The sequence below is a fragment of the uncultured Tateyamaria sp. genome, assembly GCF_947503465.1.
Taxonomy (GTDB): Bacteria; Pseudomonadota; Alphaproteobacteria; order Rhodobacterales; family Rhodobacteraceae; genus Tateyamaria.
In genome coordinates, this window is the sequence record NZ_CANNDN010000001.1 from 801,760 (window position 1) to 816,103 (window position 14,344).

11 protein-coding genes are annotated in these 14,344 nt (G+C 61.8%); 2 read left to right on the top strand and 9 right to left on the bottom strand.

The window, feature by feature from the left end:
- Positions 1 to 67: 67 nt before the first annotated feature.
- From Q0844_RS04095 to Q0844_RS04135, 9 genes are all read right to left on the bottom strand, one after another.
- Entirely contained in the window at positions 68 to 523 is a 456-nt protein-coding gene (locus Q0844_RS04095; RefSeq protein WP_366522976.1) for a cytochrome c-type biogenesis protein, read from the bottom strand.
- Positions 520 to 2,484, bottom strand: coding sequence for a heme lyase CcmF/NrfE family subunit (locus Q0844_RS04100; RefSeq protein ID WP_299042370.1), 1,965 nt, complete (start codon positions 2,482 to 2,484; stop codon positions 520 to 522). The genes Q0844_RS04095 and Q0844_RS04100 overlap by 4 nt, the downstream gene beginning before the upstream one ends.
- A 171-nt stretch (positions 2,485 to 2,655) precedes the next feature.
- Complete coding sequence (locus tag Q0844_RS04105; RefSeq protein ID WP_299042372.1) at positions 2,656 to 3,228, bottom strand: holin family protein; 573 nt, start codon at positions 3,226 to 3,228, stop codon at positions 2,656 to 2,658.
- On the bottom strand, positions 3,219 to 3,830 hold the full coding sequence (locus Q0844_RS04110) for a holin-associated N-acetylmuramidase (RefSeq protein ID WP_299042375.1): 612 nt from the start codon (positions 3,828 to 3,830) through the stop codon (positions 3,219 to 3,221). Before Q0844_RS04110 ends, Q0844_RS04105 begins: the two co-directional genes overlap by 10 nt.
- 74 nt (positions 3,831 to 3,904) lie before the next feature.
- On the bottom strand, positions 3,905 to 4,348 hold the full coding sequence (gene ccmE / locus Q0844_RS04115; protein WP_299042378.1) for a cytochrome c maturation protein CcmE: 444 nt from the start codon (positions 4,346 to 4,348) through the stop codon (positions 3,905 to 3,907).
- 9 nt (positions 4,349 to 4,357) lie between these two features.
- On the bottom strand, positions 4,358 to 5,386 hold the full coding sequence (argC, locus tag Q0844_RS04120) for an N-acetyl-gamma-glutamyl-phosphate reductase (RefSeq protein WP_299042380.1): 1,029 nt from the start codon (positions 5,384 to 5,386) through the stop codon (positions 4,358 to 4,360).
- Between the two features lie 27 nt (positions 5,387 to 5,413).
- Positions 5,414 to 6,223, bottom strand: coding sequence for an aspartate/glutamate racemase family protein (locus Q0844_RS04125; protein ID WP_299042384.1), 810 nt, complete (start codon positions 6,221 to 6,223; stop codon positions 5,414 to 5,416).
- A gap of 30 nt (positions 6,224 to 6,253) precedes the next feature.
- Positions 6,254 to 7,141, bottom strand: a complete 888-nt coding sequence (locus Q0844_RS04130) for a lysophospholipid acyltransferase family protein (protein ID WP_299042387.1) — start codon at positions 7,139 to 7,141, stop codon at positions 6,254 to 6,256.
- Positions 7,142 to 7,224: 83 nt separating this feature from the next.
- Entirely contained in the window at positions 7,225 to 10,647 is a 3,423-nt protein-coding gene (locus tag Q0844_RS04135; protein WP_299045199.1) for an indolepyruvate ferredoxin oxidoreductase family protein, read from the bottom strand.
- A 148-nt stretch (positions 10,648 to 10,795) separates the two neighbouring features.
- Here Q0844_RS04135 and Q0844_RS04140 point away from each other — a divergent pair, with 148 nt between their 5' ends.
- Together Q0844_RS04140 and Q0844_RS04145 are read left to right on the top strand one after the other, a co-directional pair.
- Positions 10,796 to 11,701, top strand: a complete 906-nt coding sequence (locus tag Q0844_RS04140) for a LysR family transcriptional regulator (RefSeq protein ID WP_299042390.1) — start codon at positions 10,796 to 10,798, stop codon at positions 11,699 to 11,701.
- Between the two features lie 284 nt (positions 11,702 to 11,985).
- Positions 11,986 to 14,289: a mechanosensitive ion channel family protein gene (locus Q0844_RS04145; RefSeq protein WP_299042391.1), complete on the top strand. Its 2,304-nt coding sequence runs from the start codon at positions 11,986 to 11,988 to the stop codon at positions 14,287 to 14,289.
- Positions 14,290 to 14,344: the final 55 nt, after the last annotated feature.

Consider the following 14,344-nt stretch of genomic DNA (forward strand, 5'->3'; position numbering starts at 1 on the left):
GGCAGGTCCCTTCACGTTCCGATCCTCAATACCAAACCGATCAGTTTAGAAAAGCCCTGACAGCGGGTCACTCGTCCATAATCTCGCGCAGACGTCGCGTTTCCTCCGCGCTCAGGCCCGCATCGGACGTGACAGGCGCACGGGCGCGTCCACGCAGATACCCGAACCCGATCCCGGCAGCGAGCAAGAACATCAACGGCCCCGCCGCCCAAAGCAGCCAGTTCGATCCGGACCTGCGGGGCGTCATCAGCACAAACTCTCCATACCGCTCGACAAAGAAATCAACGACCTGTGCGTTGGTTTGCCCGGCAGCCACCTGTTCACGGATCACGCGCCGCGCGTCAACCGCCCACTGCGCGTTCGAGGATGCAATGGATTCCGACTGGCACACGACGCAACGCAGGGCATGATCCAGGTCCCGCGCCTGCGCCTCCAATACCGGATCACCCAGCATCTCGGCCGGATCAAGGGCCAGCGCGGCGGTGCACAGAACCAGCCAGACCAGGACAGCAAGCCGCATCATTCCGCAGGCACCGCGGTTTGACGCGTCTTGCGCGCCCCCGAGGCCACGCGGAACCGCCGGTCACTCAGCGACAAGAGCCCGCCCAGCGACATCAGCGCGCAGCCGATCCAGATCCAGTTTGTCAGCGGCTTGATATAGGTCCGCACCGCCCATCCGCCGCCCTGCTGCGCATCCCCGATCACGACATAGACGTCGCGGGCCAGATCATAATCGATCCCGGCTTCGGTTGTCGGCATCTGGGCCACCGGATAAATCCGCTTTTCGGGACGCAGCTGCGCAATCTCTTCGCCGTCCTGCGACAGCGTGATGAACGCCATGGTAGACAGGTAATTCGGCCCCTCCACATCCCGGACCTCGTCCAGGGTCAGATCATAACCGCCAACCGTGAACTGCTCGCCCACCTGCGCCACGCGGATGTCCTCGCTCTGCCAGGCGGTCAGTCCGGCCACGCCGATCATGGTTACCCCAAGACCCGCATGGGCCACCGTCTTGCCCCAATCGGCGCGGGGCAAACGCCACAAACGGGCAAAGTCGAACCGCTGGCCGGTGCGCGACGCCAGATCGACCATCGCCCCCATCACCAGCCACGCCCCCAGGAACGCCCCCAAAGGACCGGTCAGTGACCGCCCCGTGTTCATGGCCCAGGCCAGCCCGCCAAAGGCCAGCGCCAGAACAAATACATAACGCAAGGGCCGCATCGCCCGCGCCATCTGCCCCCGTTTCCACGGGATCATCGCGCCCACGGGCAGGATCAGGCCCAGGATCACCATAAACGGCGTGAAGGCCATGTTGAAGAACGGCGGCCCGACACTCAGCTTGCGATCAAAGAACATCTCGGCCACGAGCGGCCACATGGTGCCCACGAAAACCACGAAACAGCTGACCGCCAGCAGCACGTTGTTGGCAATCAACGCACTTTCGCGGCTGACCATACCGAAGACGCCGCGCGCCTCCATTGCGCCCGCGCGCAAGGCAAACAGGATCAGCGCACCGCCCATGAAAAAGCCCATGATCATCAGGATGAACACACCCCGTTCGGGATCGTTGGCAAAGGCATGTACCGATGTCAGCAGACCCGACCGCACAATAAAGGTGCCGATCAGCGAAAAGCCGAAGGCGAGGATCGCCAGAAGGATGGTCCAGGATTTCAGGCTCTCGCGCTTTTCCACCACGATGGCCGAATGCAGCAATGCCGCCGCCAAAAGCCACGGCATGAAGCTTGCGTTCTCGACCGGATCCCAGAACCAGAAGCCCCCCCAGCCCAGCTCGTAATAGGCCCACCAGGACCCAAGGGCGATGCCAATGGTCAGAAACACCCAGGCCGCCAGCGTCCAGGGCCGCACCCACCGGCCCCAGGCGGCATCGACCCGCCCTTCGATCAGGGCGGCCACGGCAAAAGAAAACGCCATGCTCAGACCCACATAGCCCAGATACAGGAACGGCGGATGGAAGGCCAAACCGGGGTCCTGCAGCAGCGGATTCAGGTCCTGCCCGTCAAAGGGCGGCACGGCCAGACGCACAAACGGGTTCGAGGTGAAAAGGATAAAGGCGAGGAATGCAACGCCAATCGCCCCCTGCACCGCCAGCACGCGGGCGCGCAACGTGGGCGGCAGATTGTCCCCGAACCACGCCGCCATTGCACCAAAAAGTGCCACGATCAGCACCCACAGCAGCATGGACCCCTCGTGATTCCCCCATGTGCCCGAAATCTTGTACAACATCGGCTTGGCCGAATGGCTGTTCAGAACCACCAGCCGCAACGAGAAATCCGACACGATAAAGGCCCACATGAGGGCCGCAAAGGAAAAGCCGATCAGCAAGAACTGGGCCGACGCCGCAGGTTCCGCCACCGCCATCCAGCGCGCATCGCGGCGCCAGGCACCGACCAGCGGAACAACCGCCTGCACGATGGCAATCAAAAAGGCGAGGACGAGGGCAAAGTGACCGAGCTCTGTAATCATACTCCCGGTTATATGCGGCCCGAGGCATCCCGCCAATGCCCCTGCCGTTTATGTCGCATCACATGCGCGCCAGGACGGGTCTTCTTCCGACCGGAAATACGACAGGGAGTTTGAGGGACAGCGTCCCTCATTCACAAAAATGAATCGCGTCGCCGCAAGGCGTCCTTTGGATCACGCCGCGGCGCGCCACTCGTCCAGGGCTGCATTTTCGCCCTGACGCAATGCCGCAACGGTCAGCGTGGCATCGCCTTGCGTGGCCGCGGCGCCCACGCTGTCATGGCGCAGCTTCCGCAACGCGGCGACATTCTCCATCACCTGCGGCACATGCGCCATCGACTGAACGATCTCACGCTGGAATTGCTGCGCCTTCACCTGATGCCGCGCGCCAAAGTAGAAGGACACGATAACACCCAAAAGCCACCACAGCGGCTCCGGCACCAGTGCGATGCCCTGCATGCGTTCGGCGAACCACAAGGGTGCGACCATCGCAGATACGAACAATCCCAGCGTGCCCAGGGCCAGCGCCGGACGCGGCAAGCGGTTCAACCCGTCCATGAAGCGATCAAATGCCCCCTGGCGCGGCACCACGAACTCGGCCCCGAACGCGCGCATGGCTTCCATCTGCACCTCATGCGCCCGTGCCGATCCGGCCTCGGCATTCTCGCGGAACACTTCAACGGTGTTTTTGACCACATTGCGCTCGCCACCAAACAGCAGCGCAAGCACCCCTTGCATCAACCCCATGTCGCAACCCTTTGCTGAAACTGTGCGTCACTCAGGTGAAACCGTGGCGCAATGAACTCTTCGGCCCGTTTGATCCACCCGCCCTTGCCCCCTGCCCGGCTGCGGGCATATTTCCGGCTGGCAGGACGGTTGTCCGCGATGCGGAAATAATAATTGCGGCGCGCGATGCCATAGGCGTCGACCAGATGGTCAGGCGCCTGTTCATGTGCCTCGTGCGCTGCGCCGATGGATTGCGGCCCCAATGCACCGTCCACGCTGACCCGATACCCCATCGCATTCAGCAGCCGTTGCAGGATCTTGATCGCGTTACCGCCCGCGTTGACATACATGTCAAAGACAGTCGCATGCAGGGGCTGCGGCAGGTCCGCGATGCGCGGCCGTTCAAAGTAATGGGTGACGAAAATGTCCACCGCCTGCGCACGCGTCAATCGGCGCACATCGCGCACATCCACGTCGCCATCGCGATCCAGGTCAAGGCCCAGGCGGCGCATCGTATGGATCGTCACCCCGAAATTCGTGGCCCCGCCCGGATCGTCCGGATCGTTCACGAAACCGCCTTCGCGGCCGACAATCTCTTCTGCAATCTCACGCACGTTCTGCATGTCTTCCCCCTCATGGCGTCCGATGGGGCAAGACTGCTGTGATGTTGGTTAACGGGTCTTAACGCGACCGTACGCTACCCTTGCGGCTCCTTGTAGACACCCTGTTCCTTCAGGGCATCCACGACCTCGGCCGGCATATAGGTTTCGTCGTGTTTGGCAAGAATTTCAGAGGCTTCAAAGACACCATTGATGTACTGGCCAGTCCCGACCATGCCCTGGTTCTCTTCGAACAGGTCGGGCAGCACCCCCGTAAACACGACCGGCACCGTCGCGCCTCCGTCGGTGACCTCAAAGCGAATCGAGGCGCCCTCCCCCCGGATCAACGACCCTTCGGCCACCAACCCGCCAATGCGAAACACCTCGTTTGGTCCGGGCGGTTCGGCCACGATCTGACTGGGCGCGCGGAAAAAGTTGATGCCGTCGCGCATGGCATAGCCGATCAACACCGTCGACACGGTCAGGGCCACTGCCGCAAGGGCGATGATCTGGATGCGACGCTGCTTTTTCAGGCTCTTCATGGGCGCACTCTACGGGAACAGCGGGGCCATCATCAGCCCCTCGACCTCGGAAATACCTAACATCAGATTGGCATTTTGCAACGCCTGCCCCGACGATCCCTTGGTCAAATTGTCGAGGGCCGCAACCACAACCGTCCGTCCCGGCAACCGATCCGCCGCCACACCGATATGACAGAAGTTCGATCCGCGCACATGCCGGGTCGACGGCACGTTGCCCATGGGCAACATCTCGATAAACGGCTCGTCCCCATAAGCGGCGACCAGCGTGTCATGCACGACCTGAGCGTCCCCCTTCACATAGGCCGTACCCAGAATGCCCCGGTTCGCAGGGATCAGGTGGGGTTGGAACTGGATGCGCACATCACGCCCGGCGACCTTGGAAAACTCCTGATCGAACTCGCCCAGGTGCCGGTGCGACCCGCCGGTGGCATAGGCGTGGTATCCCTCGGACAATTCCGCATGCAGCAGGTTTTCCTTCAACGCACGCCCCGCGCCCGATACCGCCGCCTTCAGGTCCAGAATGATGTCATCCAGATCAATCACACCCGCCGCGATCAACGGCCGCAGCGCAAACTGCCCCGTCGCCGCATTGCACCCCGTCCCGGCCACCAACCGTGCGCCCGCAATCTCGTCCCGGTAGAACTCGGTCAGGCCATAGACGGCCTCTTTCTGCATCTCGACCGCTGCGTGCGGGTTGCCGTACCACTTCTGATAGGCATCTGGGTCCTCCAGCCGGAAATCTGCACTCAGATCAATGATCCGCAAATCCTTCGGCAGACCCGAGATCACGTCCTGGCTGGTCTTGTGCGGCAGGGCGCAGAAACACAGATCAATGCCGGACCAGTCGATCTGGTCAAAGGCGACCATCGGCGGCAGGTCCAGGTGGCGCAAATGCGGATACACCTGCGCCACCGTCTGTCCAGCTTTGGAAAAAGCGCCCAAAGCCTTGATTTCAATGAAGGAGTGTCCGGAAATCAACCGGATCAGTTCAGCGCCCGTATAGCCGGAAGCGCCCAGGATAGCGATGTTATAGGTCATGTTTGTCTTCTTGGATAAAGTGTCAGATCAGGCGGCTTCAAACGTGATCTGTCGTCGCAAGAACTGCGTGGCGCGCTGGCTGACGGTCTTGGGGTCACCGGTGGTCAGATACGCAGACGCGCCGCTGCCCATCTTGTCCGGATGCCTGTCCAGGTAATCGGCCAGGCTCTCGCCCACCAAACCGGCCTGCGAATACACGGCCACGTCCGGGCCCAGCGCATCCTGGAACTCGTCCTGCATCAAGGGGTAGTGCGTACAGCCCAGAATGGCGGCCTGCGGATGCGGCATCTTGCGCTTCAGCGCGTCCACATGGGACCGCACCAACGCGTCGGCCAGGATCATGTCGCCGTCCTCGATCGCATCGACAACACCGCCACAGGCCTGCGCCTCGACATCGACACCGATGGCACGAAACGCCAGCTCACGCTGAAACGCACGGGATGCCACGGTCGCAGGCGTCGCAAACAGGGCCACATGCTGCACAGCGACTTCACGCGGCGGCGAATTATCGCCCCATTGCCGTTCGGTCAGCGCCTCGATCATCGGCACGAACACCCCCAGCACCCGCTTGTCGGTGGGCACCCACGCCTCCTGCATCCGCCGCAGGGCCGCCGCAGAGGCCGTATTGCAAGCAAGGATCACCAGATCGCAGCCCGCATCGAACAAGCGCTGCACCGCCGCCGTGGTCAGGTCATAGATATTATCGGCGGTCCGCACGCCGTAAGGGGCATTGGCGCTGTCGGCAAGATACACGAACTCGACATCCGGCAACCGCTTTTGCGCGGCGTCCAGCACGGTCAGACCACCCAAACCGGAATCGAAAATGCCAACTGCCATGTCATGCGGGCCTCCCTGGGCCCCGTGCGCTCAGGCTCCTGGCCAGCGCGTGTCCTCGAACTCATATCCCAGATCAAAGCGTTTGACCGGGCCTGGTGCCAGCTCATAGGTGCTTTTTCGGAGGAATTCCATCATGGCTTTGGGGTCTTTGGACATCGGGTCCAAAACGTCACGCGCAATCGGCTTGCCGATGACGACCTTCACAGGCGTATCCACTCGCTCGCGGAACTCGCGGATCATAAGACCCATGCGCAACGTGTAGTGCATGTGCGACGCGATCTGGAACAACCGGCTCGTGTGCCCCTCAAAGAACACAGGCACAACAGTGGCATTCGATTTCGCGATCATGCGGGCCGTGAAGCCGCGCCAATTGGGGTCCATGGGCCGCGACAGAGGCTTGGCCGCCGTGCTGACGGTGCCGCCCGGAAAAATGCCGATGGCTCCGCCCTGCCCCAGGTAATCCAACGACGCCTTGCGTGTCTCGATGTTCAGCTTCACCGCCTCTTTCGTCTCGTCGAACGAAATGGGCAGGATGATACGGTTCAAATCCTCGGCCTTGCGAAATATCCGGTGGGCCAGAATGCGAAAGTCACCGCGTACGGTCGACAGGATATGGCCCATCATAAGCCCATCCAGAATACCGTATGGGTGGTTCGCCATCAGGATCAGCGGCCCGTCTTTCGGGATATTGTCCAGAGTGCCCCCAACGACCTCCAGGCTCAGCCCATACCGCTCCACCATCACCTGCCAAAAATCCCGGCCCGCCGCGACCTCGTTCTCGTACCCCTCGGCCCGCTTGATCAGGCGCAGCCTGCCGGTTGAGTTTTCCATCAACCGGATCATTGCGCGGCCCGACTTGGTGGCGGCCGAATGGGCATAGCTTATTTCGCGGGCGATCTGGCGTTGGCTAACAGTCATGACGTGTGTGCTCGTTGCGCGTGTGGCGTTTATTTATAGGTGGTAGCGTTGTCTGCCTAGCCTTTGTGACAGAGGTGTGACGTTTATTCCGCCGCTTTCGCCTGCACAGGCCCACCCGCACGGATCACAGACAGCAACTCCTCACGCCGTTTCGCCGCCTTGGCCTCGTTCGCTTGCTTGACCGGGCCAAACCCCCGAATGTCCAGCGGCAACGCGGCCAACGCAACAATTGCGTCCCGCGTGACATCCTCCAGTTTGGGCAGCACATCCTTCATATCGGCCTCGTATTGCTTGATCAGCGCCCGTTCCATCCGCCGTTCCTCGGTCCGGCCGAACACGTCCAGTGGCGTGCCGCGCAGCCCCTTCAGCTTGGCCAGCAGGCGGAAGTTGCGCATCATCCCGGGTCCGTATTCCTTTTTCACGGGCCGCCCATCGGGCCCGTTCTTGGACAGCATCGGCGGGGCCAGGTGGAATTTCATGGTGAAATCGCCATCAAACTGTTCCCGTGCCTTGGCCTCCGTCTCCAGATGCAGACGGGCGACTTCGTATTCGTCCTTGTAGGCCAGCAGCTTGTGATAGCCTTTCGCCACGGCCTCTTTCACAGCTGCGTCGTCAATCCCGTCCACCAGCTTGCGATAGCGTTTCGCCAACCGCTTGGACTGGTATTTGACCAGATGATCGGCACGAAACGCGATCTTGTCCTCCAGCGACTTCGGCAGTTGGATCACCTTGGGCTCGGCCACCCGCGCGGCGTCCTCGGCATGCAGCACCGCCCAGCGCCCGATATCAAAGGCGCGCGTATTGCGGTCCACCGCCGCCCCGTTCAGGTCAATCGCCGCCATGATCGCATCGTAACTCAGTGGCACCAGCCCCCGCTGCCACGCCGCGCCAAAGATCATCATGTTGGAAAAGATGCTGTCGCCCATCGTGGCCTTTGCCAGATCAGAGGCATCAAACATATCCACCCGGTCCCGCATCCGCGCCTCAAGCGCAAGGGCCAGCCGGTCCGATGGCAACGCAAACTCGGTATCGCGGGTGAAATCGCCGGTGATGATTTCGTGGCTGTTGACCACTGCCCCGGTACGCCCCGCACTGGTCAGTCCCAGTGTCTTCGCCCCCGCGCTCACCACCAGATCGCCGCCGATCAGCGAATCGCACTCTCCGGTCGCCACCCGAATGGCACTGATATCGTGCGGGTCATTGGCGATACGGCAATGGATGTGTACCGCCCCGCCCTTCTGGGCCAGCCCCGCCATCTCCATCATCCCGGCACCCTTGCCGTCGATATGCGCGGCCTGCGCCATCACGGCACCGATGGTGACAACGCCGGTGCCCCCCACCCCGGTGATGACCACGTTCCAGGTCCCCTTGATCTCGGGCAATTCCGGCATCGGCAGGTCGGGCAAATGCAATTCAGTCGTCGCCGCCTTCTTCACCTGCGCGCCTTCCAGCGTCACGAAGCTGGGGCAGAACCCTTTCACACAGGAAAAATCCTTGTTGCACGAGGATTGATCAATCGCCCGCTTGCGGCCCAGCTCGGTCTCTTTCGGCACAATGGACACACAGTTCGACTGCACCCCGCAATCGCCGCAGCCCTCGCAGACATCCGTATTGATGAACACCCGCTTGTCGATATCGGGAAACGTGCCCCGCTTGCGCCGACGGCGTTTTTCGGCGGCGCAGGTCTGGATGTAGACGATGACACTGACGCCTTGCGTCTTCGACATCCTGTCCTGCACAAGCTGCAACTCGGCCCGCTCGTGCACCGGCACACCGGTCGGAAAGCGCGACATGTCCACGTCTTCCTTGTCATCATAGACCACGGCCACGGTCTGGCAGCCCATGGCGCGGACCTCATTCACGATGCGGTACGGATCAAGGCCGCCCTCATTCCCTTGCCCGCCGGTCATCGCGACGGCGTCGTTGTAAAGGATCTTGTAGGTGATGTTCGTGCCCGCTGCCAAAGCGGCCCGAATGGCCTGCACGCCCGAATGGTTGTACGTGCCATCGCCCAGGTTCTGGAACACGTGGTCGCGCGTCGAAAACGGCGCCTCACCGATCCAGTTCGCCCCCTCGGCGCCCATGTGGGTAAAGCCCAGCGTCTCGCGATCCATCCATTGCGCCATGAAGTGACAGCCGATGCCGGCATAGGCGCGGCTCCCCTCGGGCACCTTGGTCGATGAATTGTGCGGACAGCCGGAACAGAAATACGGCAACCGCGCGGCAATCTCTTCGGCATTGTCGGACCGGCGCGCCTCGTCCAGCTTGGCCAGCCCTGCCTGAATGCCGTCGGTATTGCGCCCCTCGTCCACCAGGACCTGGCCCAGCTTCGTGGCAATCTCGACCGGGTCCAGCGCCCACTTCGCGCTGAAGAACTCCTTGCCCTCGCGGGTGCCACCATAGACGCGACGCCCCTGACGGTTGTCGAAAATGGCTTCCTTGATCTGCACCTCGATCAGCTTGCGCTTTTCTTCCACGACAATGATCAGGTCCAGCCCCTCGGCCCAATCGTTGAAACCACGCATGTCCAGCGGCCAGGTCTGGCCCACCTTGTACGTGGTGATGCCCAGACGCTCGGCTTCGTCCGCATCAATGTTCAGCAAGGACAACGCGTGGACCACATCCAGCCAGTTCTTGCCCGCAGCCACCAATCCGATCTTGGCGCCCGGCTTGCCCCAGACACGCCTGTCCATCTTGTTGGCGTTGGCAAAGGCTTCGGCCGCATAGCGCTTGTGATCGATCAGCCGCGCTTCCTGTTCGATCCGGTCATCGACCAGACGAATGTTCAACCCGCCTTCGGGCATTGCATAGTCCGGCGTGACAAAGGACAAACGATGCGGGTCGCCATCCACGACGCTCGTGGCCTCCACCGTGTCCTTCATGGTCTTCAGACCCACCCAGACACCGGCAAACCGGCTCAGCGCGATGCCATACAGACCGTAATCCATGATCTCCTGCACACCCGCAGGCGACACGACGGGCATGTAGGCATCGACCATCGCAAATTCGGACTGGTGCAACACGGTCGAGGATTCGCCCGTGTGGTCGTCGCCCATCGCCATCAGCACGCCACCATGTCTGGACGACCCGGCCATATTGGCATGGCGCATCACATCGCCGGACCGGTCCACCCCGGGGCCCTTGCCGTACCACAGGCCAAAGACACCGTCATACCTGCCCTCACCGCGCAACTCTGCCTGCTGCGATCCCCAAAGGGCGGTGGCCGCCAGATCCTCGTTCAGACCGGGCTCGAACTTGATATCAGCGGCAGACAGTTGCTTGAGCGCGCGGGTCATCTGCATGTCGACCGCGCCCAGCGGCGATCCGCGATATCCGGTCACATACCCGGCGGTGTTCAGCCCGGCGGCCACATCCCGCGCCTTCTGCATCAGCATCAGGCGCACCAACGCCTGTGTGCCGTTCAAAAGAACGGGGCTCTTTTCGAGATCATACCGGTCGTTCAAGGATATCTTTTGCGTGCTCATCGCTGGCCTCCCTGCCGTGATCAGTCTTGCATATCTTTTGTACGATAATAGGTCACAAATGCTGACCTGCCCACAAAAAATTTTGTCATCCCAAGGTTCCGGTGCAGGTGGGCATGTGAAATACGAAGATTTCGGATAGGGTGACGTCGACGTTAAGGAAGTGGTGCAGATGGACTGGGACAAGTTGCGAATATTTCACGCGGTGGCCGACGCGGGCAGCCTCACCCATGCCGGTGACAAGCTGAACCTCAGCCAATCCGCCGTCTCGCGCCAGATCCGCGGGCTCGAAGAATCACTGAACGCCACCCTGTTCCACCGCCATGCGCGCGGCCTGATCCTCACCGAACAGGGCGAGCTTCTGTTTGACGCCACCACGGCCATGAACAAACGTCTCGATACCGCCAGCGCCCGCATCCGCGACAGCGAGGAAGAAGTGTTTGGCGACCTGCGCGTGACCACCACCATCGGCTTCGGGACGCTCTGGCTCGCCCCCCGCCTGGTCAAGCTCTATGAACAGTACCCCGACCTGCGGGTGGACCTGATGCTCGAAGAACGCGTGCTCGACCTGCCCATGCGCGAGGCCGACGTGGCCATCCGCATGAAGGAACCCAGCCAGGCCGACCTGATCCGCAAACGGCTGATGACGGTCAAGATGCAGGTCTTTGCCACACAGGCCTACCTGGACGCCAACGGCGCGCCCGACACGCTGGAGGACCTGATCCAGCACCGCCTGATCTGCCAAAACGTCAATTCGGCCCAGGTGGGGGCAGGCAGCAGCCTCGTGCAACATCTTTTGACATACGAGGTGCGGTCGCTTTTGACGGTCAACAACTACTTCGGCGTGTTGCAGGGGGTGCTACAGGACCTGGGTCTGGGCATCCTGCCGGACTACGTGTCGCTGGACGATCCGCGACTCATTCGGGTGCTGCCGGAAATCGAGTCCGCAGATGTGCCTGTATTTTTGGCATATCCCGAAGAATTACGGCAATCCAAGCGGATCGCCGCCTTCCGCGACTTCGTGCAGGAAGAGATCATCGCATATCGTAAGATGCTGAGAGAAAAAGAAAATCACTAAGGTATGCGCTTGGTGCATATCTGCATTGCCTTCGCACGTGCAGAAAACGCCTTGATTAGGGGCAATCGTAACCCTAACTCGCCTATTGAAGAGACACGGTGCCTATGCACCATCTTCATACCTCCCTGTTGGACTTGGCCGAGCTTCGCGCTCGGCCTTTTTTTTTGGCGCTCTCGGGGACAGCCACATACCTTCCATGACGTAGTGCCGCTTGCATGACGGCCCGCCCTTCCGCAATGTAAGAAAAAACACAGTGCATTTCCCGGGGGGGGGACAGGATGCCAATGTCGTTTATCACCGTGCTGGCGCGCGTCCTTTTGCCTGCCCTGGTCATTGCACAGCTGTCCTTCGGCGCGGCTCAGGCGCAGTCCATTGTCACCCCCGGATCAGGCGACAGCGAAACCGCGGTGCCGGATCTGCCCGACCCCCTGACCGAGGATACCGCAAACGCGCTGATCTCCCGGCTCAGCGACAGCGAAGTGCGGGCCTTGCTGCTGGATCAGTTGAACGCACAGGCCGTCGACCCAAGCGGCGAAGACGCCGCCGAGATCGAGGACTTTGTCTATCACTTCACCTTTGGTGCCTTTGAACAGATCACCATCGCGATCCAGCGCCTGCCGCTTCTGTTCACGGAACAGGCCCGCGCCTTCACCACCTTTGGCAACTTTGTGGGCGCAAACGGGCTTCTGGCCATCGCGGGCTATTTCGTGATGGTGCTGATCGCGGCCTTTGCCATCGAATTTGCCTTTCGCCGCCTGTTCCGCAGTTGGCTGGTGCTGCCGCCCCGCACGAACGAAGCGCAAAGCATCCGGGCCGCCGTCGTGCCCTTGGGCAAACGCCTGACCAGTGAAGTCGTGTCCGTGATCGTGTTTATGGTCGCGGCCTCGCAGATCACGCGCTACGCGGTGCCCCCCTACTTTCACCCGTTCTTCATGCTGGTCGGGCCCTGGCTGATCGGCCTGCCCCGGCTCACGGCGGCCGTCGGGCGCTTCTTCATGGCACCCAATGCGCCGGACTACCGGATCGTGACGGCCTCGGATGCAACTGCCCGCGCGATGGTGTTTCACATGTTCTGGCTGGGCATGGTCATCGGCATCGGCCAGGTCATCGTGCCGTTCAACGCGTTCAACGGTGTGCCCGTGGGCGAAACCCGCATCGGGGCCTGGATCAATTTCGCCGTCCATTTCTATGTGGCGCTCCTGTTCTGGCGCTACTGGTCCGAAAGCGTCGACATGATGCGCGGCGGCTACGATGACCTCAGCCCGGCCGAGGACTGGATTGCACGGGCCTACCCCGCCTTTGGCATCATCGTGGCAGTGGCCACCTGGTGGGTCGTCAACATCGTGGTCAGCTACGGCAACTTCGCCCTGCTGGACAGCGTGCCGCAATACACCACCATGGCGCTGTTGACCTTTGCCCCGGCCATGGACACGGCCATCCGCGGACTGGTCCGGCATCTCGCCCCACCCATGACGGGCGAAGGGCCCGTGGCCGAACGGGCCTATGTGTCCACGCGCCGCTCCTATGTGCGTATCGGCCGGGTCGTCGTCTTCGGCATTGTCCTGCTGACCGTGGCCGCGATCTGGGGGATGACCCCCACGACACTGGCAAGCGCAGGGGTTGGCGAACGCGTCGCGGCCCATCTGATCGAATTCCTGATGATCCTCGCCATCGGCTACCTGGTGTACGAGGTCGTATCGCTCATCATCAACCGCAAGCTGGCCGCCGAAATGACGGCATCCGGCTATGACCCCGAGAATGAGGAAATGGGCGGCGGTGACGGCGGCGGCGCAGGCGGATCGCGCCTGTCGACCGTACTGCCCCTGATCCTTGGCGTCAGCCGTGCCGCGATTGTCGTGGTGTTTCTGCTTCTGGGTCTCAGCAATATCGGGGTCGACACCACGCCCCTGCTGGCCGGTGCCGGTATCGTTGGCCTGGCCATCGGCTTTGGCGCGCAAAAACTGGTGACAGACGTGGTATCCGGCATCTTCTTCCTGATCGATGACGCCTTCCGCACCGGCGAATATGTCGAGGTGGACGGCACCATGGGCACGGTCGAGAAAATCTCGATCCGCTCCATGCAACTGCGCCACCACCGTGGCCCGGTCCACACGCTGCCCTATGGCGAGATCCCCAAGATCACCAATTATTCGCGCGACTGGGTGATCATGAAACTGCGCTTTACCGTCCCCTTCGGCACCGACCCCAACAAGGTGAAGAAGATCTTCAAGACCATCGGCGCCGAGATGATGGAAGACCCGCTCTTCAACGAAGACTTCCTTCAACCGTTCAAATCCCAGGGCGTGCTGGAATTCGACGATGTGGGCATCGTGATGCGGGGCAAGTTCATGGCCAAGCCGGGCACGCAGTTCACCATCCGCAAGGAACTGCTGACCCGGGTGAACAAAAAGTTCGAAGAGGCCGGGATCGACTTTGCCCGACGCGAGGTGCGCGTGGCGATCCCCGGCCTTGACGACCACGACAAGCTGACGGACGAGGACAAGGCCAGCATCGCCGCCGCCGCGTCCGAAGCCGCGCAGGACATGGCCGACACAGCAGCCGTAGGACCCGGCAAACCGGGCGACTAGACACCACACAATGGCGTGACAGGCTTTGCCTTTGGGCGGCGCCGCGCCACCTTTT

Coding starts and splice junctions, on each gene's coding strand:
- Q0844_RS04110 (WP_299042375.1), bottom strand. CDS start 3,830: ATGCAGAACGTGCGTGAGATTGCAGAAGAGATTGTCGGCCGCGAAGGC.
- Q0844_RS04105 (WP_299042372.1), bottom strand. CDS start 3,228: ATGGGGTTGATGCAAGGGGTGCTTGCGCTGCTGTTTGGTGGCGAGCGC.
- argC (WP_299042380.1), bottom strand. CDS start 5,386: ATGACCTATAACATCGCTATCCTGGGCGCTTCCGGCTATACGGGCGCT.
- Q0844_RS04145 (WP_299042391.1), top strand. CDS start 11,986: ATGTCGTTTATCACCGTGCTGGCGCGCGTCCTTTTGCCTGCCCTGGTC.
- Q0844_RS04100 (WP_299042370.1), bottom strand. CDS start 2,484: ATGATTACAGAGCTCGGTCACTTTGCCCTCGTCCTCGCCTTTTTGATT.
- ccmE (WP_299042378.1), bottom strand. CDS start 4,348: ATGAAGAGCCTGAAAAAGCAGCGTCGCATCCAGATCATCGCCCTTGCG.
- Q0844_RS04140 (WP_299042390.1), top strand. CDS start 10,796: ATGGACTGGGACAAGTTGCGAATATTTCACGCGGTGGCCGACGCGGGC.
- Q0844_RS04095 (WP_366522976.1), bottom strand. CDS start 523: ATGATGCGGCTTGCTGTCCTGGTCTGGCTGGTTCTGTGCACCGCCGCG.
- Q0844_RS04130 (WP_299042387.1), bottom strand. CDS start 7,141: ATGACTGTTAGCCAACGCCAGATCGCCCGCGAAATAAGCTATGCCCAT.
- Q0844_RS04125 (WP_299042384.1), bottom strand. CDS start 6,223: ATGGCAGTTGGCATTTTCGATTCCGGTTTGGGTGGTCTGACCGTGCTG.